The 22,384-nt window shown below is 35.9% G+C and carries 23 protein-coding genes and 1 tRNA gene; 9 read left to right on the forward strand and 15 right to left on the reverse strand.

What is annotated here, in order from left to right; translation table 11 throughout:
* Positions 1–13: 13 nt before the first annotated feature.
* The 4 genes from ACODSI_RS06465 to ACODSI_RS06480 form a co-directional block, all read right to left on the reverse strand.
* On the reverse strand, positions 14–3,415 hold the full coding sequence (locus ACODSI_RS06465) for a DUF8818 domain-containing protein (protein WP_488916020.1): 3,402 nt from the start codon (positions 3,413–3,415) through the stop codon (positions 14–16).
* 61 nt (positions 3,416–3,476) lie between these two features.
* Positions 3,477–4,730, reverse strand: a complete 1,254-nt coding sequence (locus tag ACODSI_RS06470; RefSeq protein WP_488916021.1) for an aspartate kinase — start codon at positions 4,728–4,730, stop codon at positions 3,477–3,479.
* An 86-nt stretch (positions 4,731–4,816) separates the two neighbouring features.
* Positions 4,817–5,293, reverse strand: coding sequence for a GNAT family N-acetyltransferase (locus ACODSI_RS06475; protein ID WP_488916022.1), 477 nt, complete (start codon positions 5,291–5,293; stop codon positions 4,817–4,819).
* Positions 5,294–5,385: 92 nt separating this feature from the next.
* Entirely contained in the window at positions 5,386–6,243 is an 858-nt protein-coding gene (locus ACODSI_RS06480; protein ID WP_488916023.1) for a M48 family metalloprotease, read from the reverse strand.
* Positions 6,244–6,376: 133 nt separating this feature from the next.
* Between ACODSI_RS06480 and fbp the strand changes: the two genes are divergently transcribed.
* Positions 6,377–7,384 (forward strand): class 1 fructose-bisphosphatase, encoded by a 1,008-nt coding sequence (gene fbp, locus ACODSI_RS06485; RefSeq protein ID WP_488916024.1) that lies wholly within the window; start codon positions 6,377–6,379, stop codon positions 7,382–7,384.
* A gap of 48 nt (positions 7,385–7,432) precedes the next feature.
* On the opposite strand, the gene ACODSI_RS06490 is transcribed toward fbp, so the two are convergent.
* Positions 7,433–7,864 carry a tellurite resistance TerB family protein gene (locus ACODSI_RS06490; protein WP_488916025.1) on the reverse strand — a complete coding sequence of 144 codons (432 nt, stop codon included), beginning with the start codon at positions 7,862–7,864 and terminating at the stop codon, positions 7,433–7,435.
* A 145-nt stretch (positions 7,865–8,009) separates the two neighbouring features.
* Here ACODSI_RS06490 and ACODSI_RS06495 point away from each other — a divergent pair, with 145 nt between their 5' ends.
* The 3 genes from ACODSI_RS06495 to ACODSI_RS06505 all read left to right on the forward strand — a co-directional run bounded on the left by ACODSI_RS06495 (position 8,010) and on the right by ACODSI_RS06505 (position 10,794).
* Positions 8,010–8,603, forward strand: coding sequence for a HupE/UreJ family protein (locus ACODSI_RS06495; protein WP_488916026.1), 594 nt, complete (start codon positions 8,010–8,012; stop codon positions 8,601–8,603).
* Between the two features lie 127 nt (positions 8,604–8,730).
* A complete protein-coding gene (locus ACODSI_RS06500) occupies positions 8,731–9,159 on the forward strand; it encodes a deoxycytidylate deaminase (RefSeq protein WP_488916027.1) in 429 nt (142 codons plus the stop codon).
* A gap of 60 nt (positions 9,160–9,219) precedes the next feature.
* Positions 9,220–10,794, forward strand: a complete 1,575-nt coding sequence (locus ACODSI_RS06505; RefSeq protein ID WP_488916028.1) for a S41 family peptidase — start codon at positions 9,220–9,222, stop codon at positions 10,792–10,794.
* 2 nt (positions 10,795–10,796) lie between these two features.
* Here ACODSI_RS06505 and ACODSI_RS06510 read toward each other — a convergent pair whose 3' ends face one another.
* The 3 genes from ACODSI_RS06510 to ACODSI_RS06520 are packed head-to-tail and all read right to left on the reverse strand — an operon-like array spanning position 10,797 to position 12,225.
* A complete protein-coding gene (locus tag ACODSI_RS06510; protein WP_488916029.1) occupies positions 10,797–11,405 on the reverse strand; it encodes an FAD-dependent oxidoreductase in 609 nt (202 codons plus the stop codon).
* Between the two features lie 3 nt (positions 11,406–11,408).
* A complete protein-coding gene (locus ACODSI_RS06515) occupies positions 11,409–11,609 on the reverse strand; it encodes a hypothetical protein (RefSeq protein WP_488916030.1) in 201 nt (66 codons plus the stop codon).
* A gap of 37 nt (positions 11,610–11,646) precedes the next feature.
* Positions 11,647–12,225 (reverse strand): MarC family protein, encoded by a 579-nt coding sequence (locus ACODSI_RS06520; RefSeq protein WP_488916031.1) that lies wholly within the window; start codon positions 12,223–12,225, stop codon positions 11,647–11,649.
* A gap of 146 nt (positions 12,226–12,371) precedes the next feature.
* On the opposite strand from ACODSI_RS06520, the gene ACODSI_RS06525 reads away from it, so the two are divergent.
* Complete coding sequence (locus ACODSI_RS06525) at positions 12,372–12,944, forward strand: DUF3109 family protein (RefSeq protein WP_488916032.1); 573 nt, start codon at positions 12,372–12,374, stop codon at positions 12,942–12,944.
* Between the two features lie 39 nt (positions 12,945–12,983).
* Here the strand turns inward: ACODSI_RS06525 and ACODSI_RS06530 are convergent.
* From ACODSI_RS06530 to ACODSI_RS06540, 3 genes are all read right to left on the reverse strand, one after another.
* A tRNA-Ala gene (locus ACODSI_RS06530) sits at positions 12,984–13,057 on the reverse strand.
* Between the two features lie 6 nt (positions 13,058–13,063).
* Entirely contained in the window at positions 13,064–14,812 is a 1,749-nt protein-coding gene (locus tag ACODSI_RS06535) for a DUF6029 family protein (RefSeq protein ID WP_488916033.1), read from the reverse strand.
* Positions 14,812–15,291 (reverse strand): TlpA family protein disulfide reductase, encoded by a 480-nt coding sequence (locus tag ACODSI_RS06540; RefSeq protein WP_488916034.1) that lies wholly within the window; start codon positions 15,289–15,291, stop codon positions 14,812–14,814. The genes ACODSI_RS06535 and ACODSI_RS06540 overlap by 1 nt, the downstream gene beginning before the upstream one ends.
* 103 nt (positions 15,292–15,394) lie before the next feature.
* On the opposite strand from ACODSI_RS06540, the gene ACODSI_RS06545 reads away from it, so the two are divergent.
* The 4 genes from ACODSI_RS06545 (at position 15,395) to ACODSI_RS06560 (ending at position 17,747) form a co-directional block, all read left to right on the forward strand.
* Complete coding sequence (locus ACODSI_RS06545) at positions 15,395–16,243, forward strand: Omp28-related outer membrane protein (protein ID WP_488916035.1); 849 nt, start codon at positions 15,395–15,397, stop codon at positions 16,241–16,243.
* A gap of 85 nt (positions 16,244–16,328) precedes the next feature.
* Positions 16,329–16,502 (forward strand): hypothetical protein, encoded by a 174-nt coding sequence (locus ACODSI_RS06550; protein ID WP_488916036.1) that lies wholly within the window; start codon positions 16,329–16,331, stop codon positions 16,500–16,502.
* A 31-nt stretch (positions 16,503–16,533) separates the two neighbouring features.
* Positions 16,534–16,986: a 6-pyruvoyl trahydropterin synthase family protein gene (locus ACODSI_RS06555; RefSeq protein ID WP_488916037.1), complete on the forward strand. Its 453-nt coding sequence runs from the start codon at positions 16,534–16,536 to the stop codon at positions 16,984–16,986.
* Positions 16,987–17,003: 17 nt separating this feature from the next.
* Positions 17,004–17,747, forward strand: coding sequence for a UDP-2,3-diacylglucosamine diphosphatase (locus ACODSI_RS06560; RefSeq protein ID WP_488916038.1), 744 nt, complete (start codon positions 17,004–17,006; stop codon positions 17,745–17,747).
* Here ACODSI_RS06560 and ACODSI_RS06565 read toward each other — a convergent pair.
* From ACODSI_RS06565 to ACODSI_RS06580, 4 genes are all read right to left on the reverse strand, one after another.
* Complete coding sequence (locus ACODSI_RS06565) at positions 17,744–18,934, reverse strand: multiheme c-type cytochrome (RefSeq protein ID WP_488916039.1); 1,191 nt, start codon at positions 18,932–18,934, stop codon at positions 17,744–17,746. The genes ACODSI_RS06560 and ACODSI_RS06565 overlap by 4 nt on opposite strands.
* Entirely contained in the window at positions 18,931–20,631 is a 1,701-nt protein-coding gene (gene recJ / locus ACODSI_RS06570; protein WP_488916040.1) for a single-stranded-DNA-specific exonuclease RecJ, read from the reverse strand. The genes ACODSI_RS06565 and recJ overlap by 4 nt, the downstream gene beginning before the upstream one ends.
* 148 nt (positions 20,632–20,779) lie before the next feature.
* A complete protein-coding gene (rsmI, locus tag ACODSI_RS06575; RefSeq protein WP_488916041.1) occupies positions 20,780–21,457 on the reverse strand; it encodes a 16S rRNA (cytidine(1402)-2'-O)-methyltransferase in 678 nt (225 codons plus the stop codon).
* A complete protein-coding gene (locus ACODSI_RS06580; RefSeq protein ID WP_488916042.1) occupies positions 21,458–22,369 on the reverse strand; it encodes a DUF8457 domain-containing protein in 912 nt (303 codons plus the stop codon).
* Positions 22,370–22,384 lie beyond the last annotated feature (15 nt).

A 22,384-nucleotide genomic window follows, 5' to 3' on the forward strand; every position in this document is an offset into this window, starting at 1 on the left:
AATTTTTATGACACTAAAAAAAGGCTCGAAGTTGCACATTTCCGGTATGAATCGCGGCACTCGAATCTGATTTTCTGCCTTGATAATTGATGTTAATGTCTAAATATTGGGTTAGATTTTTCTGCAATAACAAACGCCACGTATTGTTTTTACCCGCTTGCAATCCTTCCAACATTTGAAAAGCAACCGGAGAAAGTTGATTTCCAATAAAGTCATTACTATACAATGAAAACTCACCGTTAATGGTAATTTTTCGGTCACTCGAATAATTAAACGATAATCCGATGCGTTGTTGTTTCAATCGCTCTTGGTCATTTATCGTGTTTTGTTTGTTTTTGTATTCAAAAAATAGCGACAAACTTTTGTTGTTTGAGAATAAATAGGAAACTTTTGGCGCCACAGCATAACTGTTCAATTCAAAATTTCGCGAAGCATAATTATCCGAAATACTGCTCGATTTAGTAGTAGAAGTATCAAAATTGAACAACCAACTTTTTTGAAGCAAATGGGCATATTGCAATTGATTAGAACTTGAGTTATTTTCTTGTGATCCAATAGAAAGCAAACTTTTAACCCGACTTTCTAAATAAGTATACGTCACCGAATGCTTTTGTTTGCCACGATTGTAAAACAAACTGTTTCTAAAACTCGTGTTCAATCCCAATAAGTTATCGGTGCTGGTTGAAAACGGATTCAGATTGAAATTATCCGAATTGCGTTCGATTTTTCGATCCAATGAAAATGCGGTTTGATTGTAAAAATAAGAAAGAAGTTTTTTAAATCCTTCTTCGTTATTCCATCTCGACGGGCTCAAAGTCACCGATTGTGAGAATTTATTCTGATGGGTTTTCACAAAAATTTGATTCGGAAGAAAAACTCGAACGTACTTCGCCAAATCGGGAAATGGCGCCACTTCAAATTCTTGCAACTGCTGAATACCGTCGTTATTATAATCGTTCCACATATAAACTCCTTGACCAGGATTGACTTGTAAATAGGTGAATTCCTGTTGCGCAATGGTTCCCGAAGCGGTTTCATAAGCGGTATTCGTTTGAATCATTTGACCCCAAAAAGTGTCGTTATATAAAAGACGCGAATTCAACGACGGTTCACTCGGTTTAATCCCATCAGTAAAGGTCAAACGGCGGTAATTCACAAAAAGCGATAAATTGGTTTTTTGGGTTTGAATCAATTTTGATTTCAAATAATAGGAATTAGACGTATTCACACGTTTCAAAAATCCCGATTGCAAACTGTCGTTGTTGCGATGCAAATATCCCATTTCGGCATATACTCGCGTGCTGTCACCACGACCAATAAACGCACCAACTTCACTAAAACGCTGACTTAATGTGGTAAATTGATTGGTGGCTACCAGTTTTTCTTGATTGTCTTCTAGGCGAAAACTTGAACCTATCCAATTTTTCTTAAAATGGTATTTTCCTCGGGTTTGATTTCGTAAAAAGGTTGTATTTGAAATGCTTCCTGAGCTTTTTAGATAACTGCTGTTTTGTTGTAAGCTAAGATTTTTGGTTTTAAAATTTCCTTGTACAATATGTCGTGTTCCCGAAAAAGTATTCGAAAAATCGAGTTTTTCCAGTTGGTATTTGGCAGTGCCTTTTTCTTTAAAATCAAACTTTAAACCCGAAGTCAACAAACTTTGTGTTCCTGAAATGTTGGTTAAATTCCAATCGCGGTTGAATTCGATGGTAAATAATCGCTCGATGGTTTTGAAATTATTCTGAATCAATTGGTAATTGGCAAACGCATCAATCGTATATTTTCCTGTGAAAAGTCGTTGTTTGGCATTGAATTTAGACGCAATTCCTTTGTTGTTACCATCATCAATTTTGGAATACAAATTCAAATCGTTATTGCTGATGCCCAATTCAAAATCGACTGAAGTTTTTTCAGACGGATTGAACTTTCCTAAAACGGTCGCAATTTGGATTTTCGATGGCGGAATCAATCGTATAATGGGTTCGTAATTTCCTTGCGGAATACCGCCAATTGGTGCTACATATTCGTAAATTTTTCCAACAGCCGAGTTATTAGTAAGGTTGTAATTTCCCAGATTGGCACCGACTAAAGTGAATTTTACATTGTACAACACATCGGTAGAAACATTGGAATATTGAAAAACATCAACGCCACCAATGTTTACTTTTCGATACAAGATTTTATTTTCAGAATACGAGTCGACATACGCAGAAGGTGCATTCATCAAGGCAGTATCATCACCAGCATTTTGAAGAATGGCAACTTGATCGCTCGATAAATTTTGTTGCAACGGTTGGTTTTTGACATCACTTTCAGAATACAAATAACCGCCCAAACTCCATTTTTCTTCTTGATGATTCACACCACCATAGGTTACAAATCGGGTATAACTTCGATCGGAATATTGGTATTCAATCACAATTCGCATTTCGGAAGTAATTGGGAAAAGCGAGGTGAACTTGATTTCACCAGCATTGTAATCGATGACATAATCGTTGTTTTCGCCACGTTTGAGCAAAATTCCATTCACATAAACCCGTTCCGAACCAGAAATTACCAACACATACAACTCGCCGTTATTGCCACGAAGTTTGTATGGTCCTTGATTACCCTCTTGACCGGTAAAATTGCTTTTGGCATATTGTCCGCGAACGACTGCACCAGCGGCGAAGATTTCGGTTTTGTTTTCAGGAGTTCCAAAAGTGAAATGCGTAGATAATCCTTGTACTTTTTTGTTAAAATTTAAAAATTGCGATTGCCTGTTTTCTAAAAATAAATCGCCTGCGCGAATGTTCCATTTGTCTGAAAAAAGCTCAATAAAAATTTGATCAAATTCATCTAATTTTTGCGAATAACCACCATTTTGAAGTGGAATATTGCTGTCTTGAATGGAAGCACGTAATGATACTTTATTGGAAATCTTACCCGTAATTTGCAAATCGAGATTGGAATTTACCGTAGAATTTTGATTGTTTCCAACGGTGATGCCACGAGTAATACTGCCCGAAGTATTCAATCCGTCAAAGGGTTTGAACGGTTTGATGTTATCTCTTTTTACCACATATAAATTTCCAGCTTCGTTGGGAACCACACTCGCATCGTCATATATCGTATAAGTTTTGGTTAGAAATTCGGGAAATTTTAAATACCGAATGGTGATGGAATCGTTGGAAACATAGTTGTTTTTGAAAATGAGTTTCGCTTTTTTGAAATCGATTTTATAAAAGGAAGTATCAATAGGATTGCCTTGTTTGTCGAGAATTTTAAAAAACGATTGGTTGATGCTGACATTGTCAATTGCAATAGTGTCTTTTGAAAAAGGAAGTTTTTTATTTTTATAAGGCGTTTCGATTTCCTGAGCCAAAACGCCCGAAAAACAAAACAAAAGTGCCCATAAAAAACTATTTTTCAACATAGATAAGATAACTCTTAAATGTCAAAAGTAGTATTTATTATTGGAAAAAGTTGGTGAAAAATTACTCCTTAGTCACAATCTGCATCGTTTCTCTAGAAAGTTGTCTTAAGATAACTACTTTGTCTTTTTCAACCATTTCAGCGGCTTCTTTAGTGAAGTGTCTGATGGTGTAAAGCGACACATTTTCATTGTAGGAAACTTTGAATTTCTTGGCTAAAATGGCTTTCAAGTCGTTGAAGTTTCCAAATTTATCCTCAATACAAACGGAAAAACTAATCGCCGAATTCTGAATCAAACTCACTTTCATTTTGAATTGGTGGAACAAGGCAAAAATTTCACTGATGTTCTCTTCCATGATAAAAGAGAAATCGATAGACGAAAGTGAAATTAATAATTGGTTTTTCTTTACAATAAAACACGAAGTTTTGGGTTCTAAATCTTCGCCTTTAGAAACGCTTGTTCCGGGTAAAAGCGGATTGATAAACGATTTTACATACAACGGAATTTCCTTTTTTTGTAAGGGTTGCAACGTTTTTGGGTGAATTACCGATGCCCCATAAAAAGCCAACTCAATGGCTTCACGATACGAAATTTGATTCAACAAAATGGCATTTTCAAAATAACGCGGATCGGCATTTAAAACACCCGGAACGTCTTTCCAAATGGTCACGCTTTCGGCACTCAAGCAATAGGCAAAAATCGCAGCGGTATAATCGGAACCTTCACGACCCAAAGTGGTGGTAAAGTTGTTTTCGTCAGAACCTAAAAATCCCTGGGTGATGTTCAACGATTTCTTTTTGATGCCTTTTGAAATTAATTTTTGAGTATGATCCCAGTCTACATTAGCATCGCGATACGTATTGTCGGTTTTGATGAAATTACGCACGTCAATCCAGTTGTTTTTCAAACCTTTTTCGTTGAAATAATAACTCACAATCGTAGTCGAAACTAGTTCTCCAAAACTAATCACTTGATCGTAAACAAAGTTATAGTTAGGCGATTTGTTGCTTCTTAAAAAGTATTCTAAGTCGGCAAAATGACTGTTTACTGCAAAAAACACATCGTGTTCTTCGTCGTCAAACAAGTCGAGTAAAATTTGGTTGTGGTATTTTCTAACTTCTTGAAGCGAAGCATGAAATTCATTCGATTTTTCGAAATAATTTTTGATTACCAATTCCAATGCATTGGTTGTTTTTCCCATTGCTGAAATCACCAAAAGCACGTCTTCATGACCTACTTTGTGCAATAAATCGAATACATTTTTAATACCATCAGCATCTTTTACTGATGCACCACCAAATTTAAAAATTCTCATAACCGTACAAATTCTTGTTTAAAACTAACAATCTTAAATAATTTACAAATCTAAAAAAATAACAAATTCTAATGCAGTAACTATGGTTATTTATTTTGAGATAAAAAGGCCTCTATTCCGTTTTCATCCATTTGTGCCACACGCCAGTCGTCTAATACTTTGGCACCAGTTTTTTCATAAAAAGTTATAGCTGGTGTATTCCAATTGAGAACTGCCCATTCGATACGTCGCACATTATCTCGTTTTCCTTGACGGATGATTTCTTTATACAGCGCAAATCCGGCACCGGTTCCGCGTTGGTTTTCTCTCACAATTAAATCTTCTAAGTGAATGGTTTTGCCTTTCCAAGTGGAGTAGCGGTAATAATAGAGTGCAATTCCTATAATATCATTATCGACCTCAGCCACAAAACAATGAAACAATGGATTGTCTGAAAAACCATCACGCACCAAATCATCTACGGTGACTATAACCGCTTCGGGTTCTTTTTCAAAAACAGCTAATTCCTTAATCAAATCTAAAACCGAAGGCATGTCGGCTGGAGTTCCTTTTCGAATAATCATAAATACAACTAAATTGGATTAGCGGTAAATGTAAAAAACAAATCCCAAATGCGACTAATAGCATTTGGGATTTATAGGAAAAGTTAAAAAAATTATTTTTTCTTTTTTGGTGCTTTTTTAACTGGAGTTTTGACCACAACAGCTTTATTGCTAATTGCTTTTTGAACATACGCTTTGTACAATCCATCCGCTTCTGCTTTGGCTTTGGCAGTTGCTGCTCTTTCTTTTGGATCGGGATGCGAACTCATCATTTGTGTTAAAAAATTGGATTCGCCACCTTCGCTTAAATTGGCTAAAATATTGAAAGCCGATTCCACCGCATTTACATCGTATTTGTTGCGTTTCATGAATTCATACGAAAAGGCATCGGCTTCTGATTCTTGTTTTCGGCTGTATTTGCTGTCCAAAATCGCATTTCCAATTTGTCCCAATTGACTATCGGTCGCTTTGGCAATAGTAGTCGATTGTGAGGCTAAACCATCCAAAATAAAGGCTTTTCTGTAAGCGGCTTTCATCGCATCTCTGGAATCGTGGTTGGCCACATGACCAATTTCGTGACCAATTACCGCCAACAATTGATTGTCGTCCATGATATCCATCAAGCCTGAAAATACGCGAACACTTCCGTCGGCAGTAGCAAAGGCGTTTACCTCTTTAGTCAAATAAACTTTGTAATTTAATTTCAAACCGTTTTCAGAACTGTGTTTTCCAAAAACACGATTTAATCGCAACGTATACCCATCTTTTGGTCCAGCGACTTTATTTACAGAATCCATTTTTCTAACTGCTTCTCTCGATAAATTAGCAGCGTCTTCATCACTAAAGGTAAAACTCGCTACGCCATTTTGAAGAGCACCTAAAGCTCTTTCGCCTAAATTAATTTGGGCTAATCCTTTTGAAAAACTCAGAACAAATAGTATTGTCAGTAGGGATATGGCTCTTTTTTTCATGATTTTTAAGTTTAAAATTCTACTACAAAGGTAAAATAACTTTGGACAATTTGATGTAGAATAATTTTTACTTTTCCCCTCTAAAATTCATAAAAAAAACGATATTTGCACAAATAACTACAACGATTTCGTAATGGAAACACGCAACACTACTTTAGGAGAATTTATCATTGAAAATCAAAATGCTTTTCAGTATTCATCAGGCGAATTATCGCGCATTATTAACTCTATTCGATTGGCGGCCAAAGTGGTTAATTATAAGGTAAACAAAGCAGGTTTGGTTGATATTGTTGGTGCCGCAGGAGAACAAAATATTCAAGGTGAAGACCAACAAAAATTGGATGTGTATGCTAATGAAGTATTCATTCAAACGTTGATCAACCGCGAAATTGTATGCGGAATTGCTTCGGAAGAAAACGACGATTTTATTACCGTTGCCGGAAGTGATAAAAGTCACAATAACAAATATGTGGTTTTGATGGATCCGTTGGACGGCTCATCTAATATTGATGTAAATGTTTCGGTTGGAACTATATTTTCGGTGTTTAGAAGAGTGACGCCTGTGGGAACACCGGTTACTTTAGAAGATTTTTTACAACCCGGAATCAATCAAGTGGCGGCTGGCTATGTTATTTATGGCACATCCACCATGTTGGTGTATACTACGGGTCACGGTGTAAATGGGTTTACGTTGAATCCGGCTATCGGTACTTTTTACCTTTCTCATCCCAACATGCAATTTTCTAAAGACGGAAGCATTTATTCTATCAATGAAGGGAATTATGTTCATTTTCCACAAGGGGTAAAAAATTACCTAAAATATTGCCAGTTGGAAGAAGGCGACAGACCTTACACTTCAAGATATATTGGAAGTTTAGTTTCAGACATTCACCGAAACATGATTAAAGGCGGCATTTATATTTATCCAACCAGTTCTAAAGCGCCAAAAGGGAAGCTTCGCCTGTTGTATGAATGCAATCCTATGGCATTTATTGCAGAACAAGCTGGAGGAAAAGCCTCCGATGGTTATTCTCGAATTATGGAAATTCAACCCACCGAATTGCACCAACGGGTTCCATTCTTTTGCGGTAGCTATAATATGGTTCAAAAAGCTGAAGAATTTATGGAAGCTTCTAGATAACAAAAAAGTCCTGAGAAATCAGGACTTTTTTTATTTTGAAAGGGTTTATTATCTATTCATGTGTATCATTTCGTAGGTGAATGTATCTAAATCTACATTCATCACTAAAAGAGATAACGCTTTGTCAACGATATAGTTTACATTGCCTGGCGTAAATCCTAAAGCAATAGCAAATTTGGTTAAAATTTCTTTTTGTTTTGGTCCTAGCACGTGATCGGCATACACCATTCTTGATAAATCATACAAACGCTCCAATCGGTGCGCATAAGAATACGGCGGATTAATAGGGTATTTCAAAGGATTTTCTAAAATTTCATCATATTCTGCAGGAGAAATTTCTAATCGAACGGCAAGTTTGTCTAAAAACTCTTTTTCTTCGTGACTTAAATCTCCGTCGGCAGTAGCAACACGAACAATTGCTGAAAAGTGTCCTTTATTTCTGGTTTTAAATTCGCTATCAAATAAATCTGAAAATGACATAATTATATTAGTTTTATAAGGCAAAGATAATTCAAATTCCTCAAAAACGGAAAATGTTTTTAATCGAATTTAAGACAATCTTTATATCTCTAAATCAAAATATATTGTATGTTTACCATTATAAAATTGCTTAATTCCCTTTTTTATGAACGATTTCTGGATATTTTTTAAAGTAGGGTTGAACCATGTGTTAGATCTTCATGGCTATGATCATTTACTTTTTCTAATTGCTTTAACAGCGCCTTATGTGGCCAAAGAATGGAAGAAAATTTTAATTTTAGTTTCGTTTTTTACCCTCGGACATACCTTAGCCTTATTACTTTCTGTGTTTAATGTGATTGCTGTCAAAGCAGAAATAGTCGAATTTTTAATCCCCATAACTATTCTAATTGCGGCACTTTTCAATCTCATTATGGCTGGAAAAACGGCTAAAAGTGGCAACATGACTTTTGTAGCCAGCGTTACTGTTTTCTTCGGAATCATACACGGATTGGGATTTTCCAATTATTTCAATTCTATTTTACCTGGAAAACCAGCCGAAAAATTAGGGCCGCTTTTCGAATTTGCACTCGGGATTGAAAGCGCTCAAATTCTGGTGGTTATTGGTGTTTTAATTTTAGGTTTTATTGCACAAACCTTATTCCGATTCAATAAGCGCGATTTTACACTCATCATGTCAAGCTTCGTCATAGGGGTTTTAGTACCGTTATTAATCGAAAATCCAATTTGGAAAAAATAAGTTGTATTAGAAGCGAATCAGTAGTTATATTTGTAATGGTATTTCCTGCTTTTCATTGCAATCATTAAAAAATGATTTCCATTGCAATCAGGGCTAGAAAGTAATCCATTTGCATAGAATTCACACCATGAAAGAAAAAAAACAACATAAATACGATAAGGCTTATCTCCGAATTGCCGCCGAATGGAGCAAACTTTCCTATTGCAAGCGCAAACAAGTAGGTGCGATCATCGTACGCGATCGAATGATCATTTCCGATGGCTACAACGGAACGCCATCGGGTTTTGAAAATTGTTGCGAAGACGAAGAAGGATTGACGCAATGGTATGTCTTACACGCCGAAGCTAATGCTATTTTAAAAGTAGCACGTTCGACACAATCGTGCGATAATGCCACTTTATACATCACACTTTCGCCTTGCAAAGAATGCAGCAAACTAATCCATCAATCGGGTATCAAACGTGTGGTTTACAAAAACGGCTATCGCGATACTTCGGGTGTAGACTTTTTGATTAAAGCCGGAATTGAAGTTTCACAAATAGAAGATTTAGAATAAAATAAAAGAAATAATACTTCAAAAACCACGTTTTAACTGTAGTTAAGCACTTGTTTCACAATGAAAATCAATAAAATCTACATACCCATTTTGTTTTTTTCCTGCATAGCATTAGGAATAGTTATTGGCGGATTTATTAATTATCCTTTAGGAAAAGGTGCCTTTGCCAAAAACAACTACAAAACTAAACTCAACCGACTTTTAGATTTTATTGACAAAGAATATGTCGATGATGTAAAAACCGACTCTATTGTTGATTTAACCGTTACCAATATTTTGGCCAATCTCGATCCGCATTCAGTGTATGTTCCACCTAGTGAACAAACTGCGGTTGCCGAAAGCATGAAAGGCGATTTTGTAGGCATTGGTATTAATTTTTACTCTTATAATGATACCATTGCGGTTATAAAACCCATTGAAAACGGACCAGCTGCAAGAGCAGGAATCAAAGAAGGCGACCGAATTTTGTATGCAGACAACTTCAAACTTTTTGGCAAAAAGCTTAAAAATGACGTATTATACAGCAAACTAAAAGGGCAAAAAGATTCGGAAGTAACGCTAACCGTGTATAGAAAATCGGAAAAAAAGCAATTGAAAGTGACCGTAAAACGCGATGTTGTTCCCATTAAAAGTGTCGATGTTGGCATTATGCTGAATAAAACTACCGGGTATATCAAAATCAACCGTTTTGCCGAAACTACTGGTCGAGAATTCCATACTGCTTTAGTAAAATTAAAGCAAAGTGGTATGAACTCTTTGGTTATTGACCTGCGCGAAAATGGCGGTGGATTTATGGAAATGGCGGTTCAAATTGCAGACGAATTGTTGAAAGACGAAGAACTTATTGTTTTTACTAAAAACAAAAAAGGAGCTATAGACAAGACATTTGCTACCGAAGACGGCGATTTTGAAACGGGTCGTGTATCGGTTTTAATTGATGAGAATTCGGCTTCAGCTAGTGAGATTTTGGCAGGAGCTATTCAGGATAATGATCGAGGTACCATTTATGGAAGACGTTCTTTTGGTAAAGGTTTGGTGCAACGCGAAATGGATTTTGACGATGGTTCGGCAGTGCGATTGACCATTGCCAGATACTACACACCAAGTGGTCGTTCCATTCAAAAACCGTATAAGAAAGGCGATAGCGAAGATTATTATAAAGAATCTGAAAGTCGATACGCAAGCGGTGAATTGTATGAAAAAGATAAAATAAAAATTGCCGATTCGTTAAAATTTAAAACTAAAAGAGGTCGAATTGTGTATGGCGGTGGCGGAATTGTGCCTGATGTTTTCGTGCCTTTAGAAGTAGCGCATGGTGATGAAAGTTTAGAATATATTTTGCAAACAGGTGTTGTAGGCCATTTTGTTTTTGAACAACTGGATCAGAATAGAAATGCTTTTAAAGGACTAAATTTTGAGCAATTTCAGGTTAAAATGCTAAACAATTCTTACTATGTAGACCAGTTTGAAAAATACTTATCTAAAGTAGGAATAGATGTAAATTTGAGCAATAACAAATCAATTGTAAACCGTTACATTACAGCAGAATTTGCACGACAATTATTTGGCGAAAACCAATACTATCAAATTGTTTTGAAAGAAGATAAAATGATCAAAGCGGTTTTGAAAAAATAGTTTTATTTCCTAATTGAATCATGAGCTTGACTCGAAATCCCATTATTCCATAAAGTTAGAATATCGGTGGCGACAGCCGCGCCGCTTCCGGCCGCAATCGCTAATTGACTTCGATGGCCCGCCAAAGTTCCAGCAACATAAATCCCGTCGGCAACTTTGTGGTCGTCATTTTTAAGTTGGATGCGTTGTTTTTCGGCAACTGCTTTTTTGTGAGGTTCCACATAGTGCATTAAGCCTTCAATAGCAAACATATTGGATGAACCAATGGCTACCACAATGTTTTTTGTCGCATAGGAATTTTTATTGGTAATCACTGTGAAATTAGGAAATTCATCAGCTATTGCCATTACTTTTTCTTCTTCAATTTGAGAAATGTGTGGATATAAAGTGTGTAGTTGTTCTAAACTTTCTGAAAGCAATTCAGAGCCTAATTTGCCTGGAGCGATACCATAAGCATTGTTAAATAAGGCATCTTGAAGTGAAGAGGCTTTTTGATGTGCAATAATTCCGATTTTTTTATCTTGTGCAAAGGCTTTTTTGTGTGCAGAACCTAAAATCAAAGCGCAAGAAACTCCAGAAACGCCTCCACCAATAATAAGAACATCAAACATTGATTATTGATTTTTAAGTTTTTCTTCAATTTTCTTCGACATTTTGAAGATCAGAAGGATAAAAACCGCGCAAAAAGAAGCTATAATTCCAATTAAAGCGACCATGCTGTTGCCTTCAAAAGGCTTGTTGAAATCTAACATGGTGACGTTAAAAATGATAAGCGCAATTGCTAAAACAATCAATATAGTAGTAAAAATTTTCATCGAATAAATTTAGAGGGTAAAAATAGTAAAATTTGATTTAAACAAATAATCCTTTAACATTAGCTGCAAATAATTTAACAGCAATTGCTAGTAGCACAACACCAAAGGTTTTTCGAATGACACCCAAACCATTTTTACCCAACATTTTTTCAATTTTGGAAGACGATTTTAATACGGCATACACTAAAATGATGTTTAAAACTATAGCAATTATAATATTTACAGTTTGAAATTGAGAACGCAATGAAAGTAATGTAGTCATCGTTCCGGCACCTGCAATCAGAGGAAATGCCAAGGGAACAATCGATGCCGAACTGGCTTCTTCTTCTTTATAAATTCGGATTCCCAAAATCATTTCGAGCGCTAAAAAGAACAATACGAATGAACCAGCAACAGCAAACGAATGCACATCAATTCCGATTAATTTGAGTAACTCTTCTCCAACAAAAAGAAACACAATCATAATGGATCCAGCGGCAATTGAGGCTTTTTCCGATTCAATATGACCGTATTTTTGACGTAAATCAACTACAATCGGAATCGTTCCCACAATATCAATTACGGCAAAAAGCACCATGCTTATAGTTGCAATCTCTTTAAAATCAAATCCTAACATAATTCATTTCTTTAAAAGTGCAAAATTACTTCTTTCCAAACGGTTAAAATCTAAAGATTACGTTAATTTTCGATTAATAAAGAGCATAGCAAAAAACATAAAAATCCTTTGTACCTTTGGCCTGTATTTAAAAACTCCAAAAGCCAATGTTTCAATTAGGGAAAACCATCGTTTCGGAAGATATTTTAGAAAAAGATTTTGTGTGCAACCTTTCAGCTTGTCATGGGGCTTGTTGTGTTGATGGTGATGCTGGAGCGCCTTTAAACGAAGAAGAAACCAAAATTATGGAGGCTATTTATCCCAAAGTAAAACCTTTTTTGAGAAAAGAAGGCATTGAAGCCATCGAACGATTGGGGACTTGGGTTAAAGGAACCGACCAAGATTTGGAAACACCACTTATTGACAATAAAGATTGTGCTTATGTAATTTTTGATGGAAAAACGGCACTTTGTGGTATTGAACAGGCCTATAATCAAGGTGTGATCGATTGGAAAAAACCAGTTTCGTGTCATTTATATCCGATTCGGGTGAAAGATTTTACCGAATTTGCCGCTGTAAATTATGATCGATGGGATATTTGCGACGATGCTTGTAGTTTAGGAAAAGAACTTGAAGTTCCCATTTATAAATTTGTGAAAGAAGCACTCATTCGAAGATTTGGAGAAGATTGGTACTCAGAATTAGAGAAAGTTGCCGAAGATTTGAAAAATGGAAAATAACAAAAAAAACCGTCTGTTTAAAACATGACGGTTTTTTTGTGGAGAATACCGGATTCGAACCGGTCACCTCTTGCCTGCCAGGCAAGCGCTCTAGCCAAATGAGCTAATCCCCCAATATTTTAAAAAGCAGTGCTCAAAGATAATGAAATTCCTGTACTTTGTGGCACATATCTGCAAACTCCTCCAGCACATACCAATCCGCCTCTTTGACGGCCATAATTTAGGGCAACTCGAGTACTTCCTTTTTTATAAGAGCCCCCAAAGTTATAAAAATGTATTCTAAAAGCATCAACTCCATGAGAAATTAATTCAGCATTGGCGTCATAACCATAATTGTACATATCGGTTACATACATTGACCAATTAGCATTATGATTGTATTCGATTGACGAAGATAACCAATTTTTTCTGTCGTTATCGGCCCACATGTGCTCTAAACCAAAGGTAAACGATTTAGATTTTGAAAACTTCACCGTTGATTCTGCGGTAACAATGTTAGTTTTAACTACTAAATTGGCCGCTCCTGTAATGTACCTGTTGTTGTAATATTGATTAATGTAGGAAAGGGTTCCATTAACTTTTGAACTCAATTTTTTAGAAAATTCGATGTTGTAATCGGAATAGTATTTTTCTTTAGTAGCAAAAAAATCGGTGGTATAATTAGGAGCATAGTTTCCGTATTGGTCTTCAAATGTATATTTTCCACCTAAATTATACCAATTGGAGCAATTGATGGCTACTTTGGTTCCGTATTTGCCGCCAAGTGCACTTCCTTTTTTAAAGTCATAAAAAAAGTCGATTTGACCCCCAATTTCACCAGCTTTTGCGATACCATTGGTAGGGTCAATGTTAATTCCTCCTTGCGCTTGGTATACGTAAATATTGGATAAATTGGCGTGATTTTGTTTGGTCAAACTCGGTAGAAAATTCATTAAGCCGTCGTTGTAATACAAACTGGTTTTTTCAATGCCTAAAAACGTAGGTTCTCTCTCAGAAAGAAAAGTCATATTTTCCAATCGTCTTAAAGTGGTGTCAAATCCCAATCCTTTTTTTGAATATCCAAAATTCAATAAGACCGCCGAACCTGGTTTTATAAAATCGTTGCTGACTTTATTACTGGCGACAATAAGAACGGCATCTTTCGATTTTAGATTGTATTCACCATTGATGTAAAATTTATCTTTTGTAAAACCAATTCGACCCGAATAAGCGCTTGTTAATTCAGAAAAATTAGGTGTTTCGAAATAGCTTTTTTCATAACGACCCACATAACTCATTCCTAAAGTTAATTCAAAAGCCTCTTTTTTCAGTAAGGAACTCAGATTGAAATTGGAGTCAAATCCGAAAATCTGGCCTTTACTTACATCAAAACCAGTTCGTTTTCTTCCGTATAAAGCCGTAAACGAAAGGTTTTGATTGGGTTTGAAATTAATTCTTCCTCCACGAATGGCATTATTGATTCCTAAAGAGCGGTCTTCATAACTTCTCAGTAACAATCCACTGCCAAATTGCTCATAGAAATGGCCTAGTGTAGCGTCTATTTTGGTGGATTTATAATTTAGGAAATAGGTTCCAAGATTGGTATTTTTAAATTTCGGATTGTAATTCAATAAGGCTTGAGAAGCATACGATTCCACCTGAACACCTGTAGTCCATTTGCCATAATTATAATTTACCGACAAATAATTATTAGAACGTAAAGGAACCGAATCGTGCTGAATATCTCTTTTTTTGTCGTTCAAATACCATTGCCCATTCGATTCAAACGATCCCGAAAGACGCCCTTTTACCGAATCTTTATTTTGTTCTTGTGCCGATGTCGCTATAGTAAATAAAACAAAAAACAAAAGGATGTAATTGGTTCTCATTATTTTAAACTTTTTAATTTTTCAAACAATTCCGTTTCACCGCCAGGGGTATGTCCGTTTTCAGTAAAAACGATTTTTCCATTTTTTACCACTATCAAATAAGGTACATTAGAAATGCCTAGACTTCGTTTGAATTCTTGATTGGTATCCAACAAAACCTGATAGTCCCAGCCTTTACCATTGACCAAAGGTTTTACCCTTTTTTGCGTTCTTGAATCGTCGGTAGCCACAGCAATTAATTCGACATTTACTTCCTTTTTCCAATCATCATACACATCACTTATAGCATCCAACTCTTGTACACATGGCGCACACCAAGTTGCCCAAAAAGAAAACACATACAATTTGTCTTTTTCGGCACAATCTGTTTTTAAAGAAAGAGTCTTTCCTTCTGTGTTTTGGATAGTAAGATTGGGTAAAGTTTGTTGAGCAAAGGATTTCATTCCAATAAAAAGAAAGAGCACAAGTAGGTTTTTCATAGTTTGTTAGTTTATAATTGCAAATAAATTAAAATTTAATGAAGTTTTGTAACATTTTTTTTATTTTATTTGCATATCTAATAACAAACCAACAGATTAAACCATGAAAAATTACAAAAACATTATTGTTTTAGCTGCGGCTGTATTTTTTGCCTCTTGCAGTAAAGACGACTCCTCTTCTGGAGGAAGTGGTGGAGGAAGTGTAACTCCACCAGTAAGCGTTGATCCAGTTTCTGGACAGTTTCAAAAAAGAGTTTTGATTGAAGATTACACGGGTTCTTGGTGTGGGTATTGCCCAAGAGTTGCCTACGGAATTGAAAAAGTATTAGAGCAAACTACCAAAGCGGTTCCTGTAGCGATTCATCAACAAACAAGCAGCGGCTACGATGGATTCCATTTTTCGGGTGCTGATCCATTAAAACAAATGATAAGTTTGTCAGGCTATCCAACAGGAATGTTGAATAGAACAACAACTTGGAGCTATCCTGAGAATTCAAATATTGCACAAGTTAAAAGTTTAACTGGTAATAATGTGGGATTAGGTTTGGCCATGAATTCTAATGTTTCAGCAGGAACAATTAATCTTGATGTTAAGGTTAAATTGGCTAATGACTACTCAAATTTAAAATTAGTAGTATACGTTTTAGAAGATAATTTATTCAGCAACCAAACCAACTACACTAGCTTTTATGGTGGAGGAAGTGTGATTGCTAACTTTGAAAATGATCACGTTTTGAGAGCCAATTTAACGGATATTCTAGGAGATCCAATTACAGAAAGTACGCTTGCTGGTCAAACCATAACAAAAACATTCTCAGTTCCCGTACCAACTAATGTGACCAATGCTTCTAATATGAGCTTTGTGGCGTTTGTTGTTGGAAATGATAAAAAAGCAATTAACGTTCGATCTTCAGTTCCTGGTGAAAATCAAGCGTTTGAGCAAAATCCATAATATTTAGATTAAAACTATATTAGTAAGGTCACTCCAAAGGTGACCTTATTTTTTTGTAAATTTGTTAGCAATTAATTCCATCAACATGACTTTCTTCTCACTAATCCAACACGTTGCTATTGCTGAAAAAGTAAAACATGCTCCAGACGGTAGCTATCAAATAGGAGTTGCCATAGGATCTTTTTTGCCTTTTATAGTTTTAGTAGGTATTGCCTATTGGATGTATTATCGTGCAAAAAACAAACAACAAAACGAGTAAATTTCACTAAATTTGCACCAAATAATTTCTCATGAGTAAAATCAGAATTACCAAGCAATTTAGTTTTGAAACCGGACATGCACTTTATGGCTATGACGGAAAGTGCAAAAACGTTCACGGACACAGTTATAAACTTTCAGTAACGGTTATTGGAACCCCAATTTCTGACAGTTCTAACGTGAAATTCGGAATGGTAATCGATTTTTCTGATTTGAAGAAAATTGTAAAAGAAGAAATCGTAGACCAATTTGATCACGCTACGGTTTTCAATAAAAACACACCTCATGTTGAATTGGCCGAAGAACTTAAAACCCGTGGGCATCATGTTATTTTAGTTGATTATCAACCAACTAGTGAAAATATGGTGGTTGATTTTGCCAAAAAAATTCAAGACCGACTTCCTAACGCAATTCAATTACACTCTTTAAAATTGCAAGAAACAGAAAGTTCTTTTGCCGAATGGTATGCGTCTGATAATTTGTAATTTCATATTTTTACCACATGTCAGCTAAAAAAATCTATTTTGCCTCCGATCAACATTTTGGCGCTCCAACGCCAGAAGCTAGTTTTCCGCGTGAGCAAAAATTTGTAGCTTGGTTGGATGAGGTTAAAAAAGATGCCGAAGCTATTTTTCTGCTAGGTGATTTGTTTGATTTTTGGTTTGAATATAAAACGGTTGTTCCCAAAGGATTTGTACGTGTGCTCGGAAAATTAGCCGAAATTCGCGACAGCGGAATCCCAATTTATTTCTTCGTAGGAAATCACGATTTATGGATGGACGATTATTTTCAGAAAGAATTGAACATTCCTGTATATCACGATAACCAAGAGTTTACCTACAATAATAAAACGTTTTTAATTGGTCATGGCGATGGAAAAGGCCCTGGAGACAAAGGCTATAAACGCATGAAGAAAGTGTTTACCAATCCGTTTTCAAAATGGTTGTACCGTTGGTTGCATCCCGATGTTGGTATGCGATTGGCACAATACCTTTCAGTTAAAAACAAATTGATTTCGGGTGCAGAAGATGTCGTTTACTTAGGTGAAGATAACGAATGGTTGATTCAATATGCCAAACGTAAATTAGAAACAAAACACTACAATTACTTTGTGTTTGGACACCGTCATTTACCCATGATTGTTGCCGTTGGAGACCATTCTGAATATGTAAATCTTGGCGATTGGATTGGTTATTTTACGTATGGTGTTTTTGATGGAGCCACCATGGAATTAAAGAAATTTTAATCTTTTTTCTTTATTGGATAAATACCAATTTGGTGGGTTCTTAACGAATAAAAATACTTTTTACTACTTCCCGATTGTGTAAAACGAATCACATCCGAGTTTTTTACAGGCATATGACAATTGATACAATTCGTTTTCATTACACTTTTTGATTTACAGAATTTATCCGAATTTTCTTTGTGACAGTTCATGCAAATTTGTGAATAATAAGACGTGCTCTTTTCAGCGTTTGTGTGCGGGTTATGACACGTAATGCAATTCAAACTTTGGTCTTTAATAAAACATTGACTTTGTTTTAACAACTCCAATTGGTTGCCGTGAACATCAAAAGTAGCCTTGGTTGAGGTTGATTTTTTGGATAAAAAATAACTCGATAATCGATCGCCAGGACGAAATGCAAAACGCGATTTTAATTGTGGGGTATCATTTCCAGAATGACAGATGGCACAACGATCTAGTTTTTGTTGGTCATCTAATGTCTTGTTTGATGTAATAAATTGCGCTATTCTTTCTTTAGGAAATTGAAGGTGATGTTGTACGTGTTTTGCCGCTGGACCATGACAACTTTCACAATCAATTCCATAAACTAATGAGTTTTTGTCTAACATGCCCGTTAGTTCTGTTGATCCATAATGTTGATTGGCAGTAACACCTTTGGGTTGCGGACTATCAATATTGGAACTGTGGCAACTGAAACAGTCTTTTTTTACCATTCTGTCAAAAAAAGGAAATTGCGCTTCATAACCCGGACTTGTAGCCCAGTTCTTAATTGAATTATAATACGAAATTGGCATTTCATATAGTTTTTCGTCTTTCCAAAACACAGCAGTTTGCGCATGTTTTACTCCAAAAACAATATCAAATCGATGGCGTTCTACGGGTTTTCCATTGGCATAAACCACTTGATATAAACTGTCATTGTGTTCTTGAATGCGTAAACTAAGATTTGGATTGTATACAAAAGCATCTTTGTCATCGTCATATTTACCTAAAAGATTTTCTGTAATTGCAGGCATTGATGCTTTAGTATGTGAATTTTGAGCCATTAAATCCACAATATTTTGATGACATTGAATACAACTTTGTGAACCTGCATACTCTTTTCCGCGAACATCAACATATTCCTCGGATACGTTTTTACAACCTACCAGAATAAATAAAATAACATAGAGGTATGACTTTTTCATTGAACAGCTGGTTTTATGTCTTTTATACGAAGTTGAATGGAAACGGATCCATTATACTCATTTTCATCAATACAATATGCGATATCAAAAAGGGCTTGATTTTTAACTAAATTAACTTTAGTTCCAAGACCAAAACCTATAGCACCAAAACCATCAGATTGTAGCTGTTTTACAAATAATTTTAGATGTTCGTCATTTTGACCTAATAGTTTAGCATACCCAGTGTCTTTTATGTTCTTTGTCATGAAAACAGGTGTCATGTTTTGTGGTCCGAATGGTTCAAACTGATTTAAAACTCGAATCAATTTCGGAGTAATATCAGAAAAATCAATTTCCGCATCAACAGCGATTTCTGGGATTAACAAATCGGGAGGAATGGTTTTTTTAACTTCTTCTTCGAAAGCATTTTTAAAATTCTGATAATTTTCTTCTTTCAAAGTCATGCCTGCAGCATACTTGTGTCCACCAAATTGTTCCAAATGTTCGGAGCAAGCTTCTAAGGCATTGTATACATCAAAATCTTTTACCGAACGTGCCGAAGCGGCTAGTTTATCGCCACTTTTGGTAAATACAATTGTAGGTCGATAGTAAGTTTCAGTCAAACGCGAAGCCACAATGCCAATAACGCCTTTGTGCCAATTGTCTTGATAAACAACTGTGGTAAATCGTTCTTTTTCGTTGTTGTTTTCAATTTGAGCCAATGCTTCAATCGTAATTTGCTTGTCTAAATCTTTTCGGTCGGCATTGTGTTGTTCAATTTCGGAAGCAAAAATTTCGGCTTGCGCCAAATTAAATTCGGTCAATAAAGCCACCGCTTCGTTTCCGTGTTTGATTCTTCCAGCCGCATTGATTCGTGGTGCGATTATGAAAACCACATCGGTAATTGTGAGAATTTTTTTCTTCACATTTTGGATTAAAGCTTTAATTCCGGGTCTTGGATTAGAGTTGATGACTTCCAAACCAAATTTAGCCAACACTCTATTTTCACCAGTAATCGGAACGATGTCGGCGGCAATGGCGGTAGCCACCAAATCTAAATACGGAATCAAATCGTCAATCGTTTGATTGCGGTTTTCGGCCAAGGCTTGAATCAATTTGAAACCCACACCACAACCACAAAGTTCGTCATAAGGATAATTGCAATCGATACGTTTAGGATCTAAAACCGCGATGGCATTGGGCAATTCATCGCCAGGCCGGTGGTGATCGCAAATGATAAAATCGATGTTTCTTGCATTGGCATATGCCACATGTTCTATAGATTTAATCCCGCAATCGAGGGCAATAATTAAGGTAAATTCGTTGTCTTCGGCAAAGTCGATGCCTTTATAGGAAATGCCATATCCTTCGTCATATCGGTCTGGAATGTAGGTGGCAACATTTGGGTAATAACTTTTTAAATAAGAAGAAACCAATGAAACCGCTGTGGTTCCATCAACATCATAATCGCCAAAAACGAGAATATTTTCTCCGTTTGCAATCGCTTTCTCAATACGAGTAACCGCTTTGTCCATATCTTTCATCAGATAGGGATTGTGTAAATCGTTTAATGTTGGTCGGAAAAAAGTTTTAGCTTGATCGTAGGTGGTAATTCCTCTTTGGATCAATAAAGTAGGAATAATTTCATCGACTTGAAGTTCGTTTTGTAGTTTTTGAACTTGTTCTTTTTCTGGCTTTGATTGTAGGGTCCAACGCATAGTTTAATTAGGAATTAAAAATTATGAATTATGATGTTATGGCTTATATTTTCGTAAATGTATAAAAATTGTGTTGGATGTCAAACGATTACATTTTTTATAAACAAAATAATTTGTGAAAATTTGTGTAATCTGTGTTTGCCTTTTTTTACTTCAAATTTTTCCCACCAACCACAGCCACAATCTCACCTTTGGGTGGTTTGGCTTCAAAGTGTTTCAAAACTTCTGTTGCCGTGCCTCGAACCGTTTCTTCGTGTAATTTAGACAACTCTCTTGAAATAGAAACTTGGCGTTCGGCCCCAAAATACTGTATAAATTCGGCTAATGTTTTGACTAATTTATGAGGAGAAACATAGAAAATCATCGTTCGTGTCTCTTCGGCTAAAGCCAAATAGCGTGTTTGTCTTCCTTTTTTTTCAGGTAAAAATCCCTCGAATATGAATCGATCGTTGGGTAAACCACTATTCACTAATGCTGGCACAAAAGCCGTTGCGCCTGGCAAACAATCGACTTCAATTCCGTTTTCAACGCAAGCGCGTGTCAATAAAAATCCGGGATCGGAAATAGCAGGAGTGCCTGCGTCTGAAATCAATGCAATCGTTTCGCCGCCTTTCAATCGGGCTACCAAATTTTCAACGGTTTTGTGTTCGTTGTGCATGTGATGGCTATGCATGTGCGTTGCAATCTCAAAATGTTTCAGCAATTTTCCGCTAGTACGTGTGTCTTCTGCCAAAATCAAATCGGCTTCTTTCAAAACGGTAATCGCTCTAAAAGTCATGTCTTCGAGATTGCCAATGGGTGTTGGCACAAGGTACAATTTTCCCATTTACGAGAATTTTTTCGCTACAATTTCGATAAATCGCTCAGCATAATCGTCAACGCCATCCCAATTGTTGTAATCGGGTTTGATAATTTCATCAATAAAATCTTTGGCTTCTTCAAACGTGCTGAACGTATTCAATTGCGATAAAACGCGGTTGTAATCTTCGTTGCTTTCGCCAAAAAGATTTTTTACAAAGGCCATTTTATCATTCAATCCAATATTAATAACTTTTAAATGTTGGTCGTTTAACGATAAGGGTTTTTCGTCGATTATATTTTTTAACGAATCGGGAACCACAATGTCATTTGGTTTAACAAAAACAGGTTCGGTATAATTTTCACCCAACAAATCTTCAAACGAAATTTGCTTGGTTTCTTGTTTTGGAGTTTCAACTTTCACTTCACCTTTTTCCACAATGTCTTCAGATGCAGTTTCTTCTTCAATAGTTTCTGCAGCTAGTTCAAATATCGGTTCGAAATCGAAATCACTTTTTAATGGAGCAGCAGGTTCTTCTTCAACTTCGTCTTCTTCAATGGTAATTTCGCCCACAACTACAGGTTCTTCTGGGGTTTCAACATCTTCTTCTTCAACTACTGGTTCTTCCTCAACCACAAGAATTTCTTCTTCTTCCATAGGAGTCTCTTCCATCGCAGTTTGTGGCGCTTCAATTTCAATCGCTTTAGGAGTTTCTACTACGTTTTTATCTTCTACAAAAGCAGTTACTTTTTCTTCCAAATCAGCTGCAGCAACATCCAATTTTACTTGTTCATAATTGTCTCCGTAAAATTTTAAAACAGTTAATGCTTCGTATAATTTCTGAGTTTCATGATACAATTGATCGATTTCCGATTTGTTTTTTAACTTTAAAACTCGGTGTGCAATGCTTATTAATTCAGCTTCCAATCTTTTTTTCATAATTTATCGCTTGAA

It is taken from the genome of Flavobacterium sp. FG139, assembly GCF_057809695.1.